Raw genomic sequence first — 1945 nt, 5'->3', positions numbered from 1 at the left:
ATTAGGTATGATGATACTGGCTTCATGTTCTGAAGATTTTTTGGAAACACAGCCGTTAGACAAAGTGTCCGCCGATGCTGCATGGAGTGACCCGGCCTTAGCGGAGGCCGCTATTTTCGGGGCTTACTCATCTTTAGGCTACGGTGGCTTCGAAGACAATGGACTTGCCAATATAACCGACCAATCCCTATTTACCCATGCCGGTAGATTTAACGAGGTTTTCACTCAAGGAACCGAAACCCCTGGGAGCTTAGGTTTTACCAGTGCCACTTATAAATGGGACGATATGTATGCGGCCATCCGCAAAACCAATATGGCCATCGCCAACCTGCCCGAAACCGATTTTGAAGCCGAGGTCAGGGACAAATTATTAGGTGAAGCCTATTTCTTAAGGGCCTATTACTACCAACAATTATGGAGATTTTACGGTGGTGTCCCTTTAATCGAAGTCGCCTACGAACTTAATGAGGACTATAAGGTTCCAAGAAACACTTTTTCCGAAACGGCAGACTTTATCATTGCCGACCTCGATAAGGCCGCGGAATTGTTGGACCAAAAAGAGACCGGACCAGGTAGGGCTTCCAAAATAGCGGCCATGGCCCTAAAGGCCAGGGTACTACTTTATGCCGCAAGTGATTTGCACGATGGCAACAAAGCTTCTGCCGCCTCTGCCGTTTTGGGTGGTTATTCGAACCTAGACCTTATCGCATATACGTCTGGAGACCAAAATGCCAGATGGACGGCTGCGAAAGTTGCCGCAAAAGCCGTAATGGATGCCGCAAGTGGATATAAATTAGATCTAGCGGCCCCCGTGTCCCCTGAAGAAGGGAAACAAAATTACGTCTCTGTTTACCTCGGCGGCAAAAGTACCGTAGGGGATGCGGCGGCGGCGGTAGAGCTTTTGTTTCAACGCGTACACTCGGCCGATTATAAACAAGAAGATGTTTGGCCTTTGGGCGGAATCAATTTTGGCCTGAACAATGGGCCTAACGGATACCATAACTGGTCGACAAACACCCCCCTTCAATTGCTGGTCGACGATTACGAAATGATGGACGGATCTAAGTTTGACTGGGACAACCCCGAGCACGCCAAAGATCCCTATGCGGACAGGGACCCAAGGTTTTATGCGACGATTCTTTATGATGGCGCCGATTGGAAACCACGTCCATCGGACGTTGCTCCTTTAGATCCCGTAAATCAAATACAAACCGGTTATTATGAAGGTGCCGACGGTACCATTAACGGCTTGGATACCCGCTCATCGACGATTGAAAACTGGAACGGTAGCTTTACCGGATATAACCTTAGAAAATTCATCGACCCCAACCCTGCCCTAGCGGACAACCTTTCAAACGCCCAAGAAATACCTTGGCCATTTATACGCTATACCGAAGTTGTATTGAACTATGTAGAGGCCTGTATAGAAACAGGGGAAGAAGGCGAAGCCCTAGCCTGGCTGAACAAAATCAGATATCGTGTAGGCATGCCCGAGGTGACCGATACGGGCGCCGCTTTAGTGGAACGGTATAGAAACGAAAGACGTATTGAACTCGCGTTCGAAGAGCACAGGTACCATGATGCCCGAAGATGGTTGATTCCAGAAGAGACGGTTGGAAGACCCGTGACCGGTATAAACATCAAGGCAACCCTTAAACCTGGCGCCACGCCACACGAACCCTATAAGCACGATAAAGACGTCTACGACTATACCTACAAGGTCGTAAACAATACGGATAAGGAAATTAGGGTGTGGGACGATAAAATGTACTATAGGCCCATAGCCAGGGAGGAAGTGAATAAAAACGATCTACTCATACAAAACCCTGGATACTAGTTATTACTTGAAGTCAATAAAAAAATCTACCCTAGGAATTAGGGTAGATTTTTCACTGATAGCCCACTTTTATGCTTAGATATTCTTCTTGCTTTTACGGTCTAGCTT

At 47.5% G+C, this 1945-nt stretch carries 1 protein-coding gene; it reads left to right on the top strand.

Annotation, left to right across the window (positions count from 1 at the left end):
- On the top strand, positions 1-1837 hold a 1837-nt coding region (locus DCO57_RS22135), incomplete at its 5' end, for a RagB/SusD family nutrient uptake outer membrane protein (RefSeq protein WP_205756257.1).
- Positions 1838-1945: the final 108 nt, after the last annotated feature.

Source organism: Labrenzia sp. 011 (assembly GCF_003075075.1).
Taxonomy (GTDB): Bacteria; Pseudomonadota; Alphaproteobacteria; order Rhizobiales; family Stappiaceae; genus Roseibium.
Note: the sequence above shows the minus strand (reverse complement) of the source record. Positions and strands in the feature narration are given on the sequence as shown.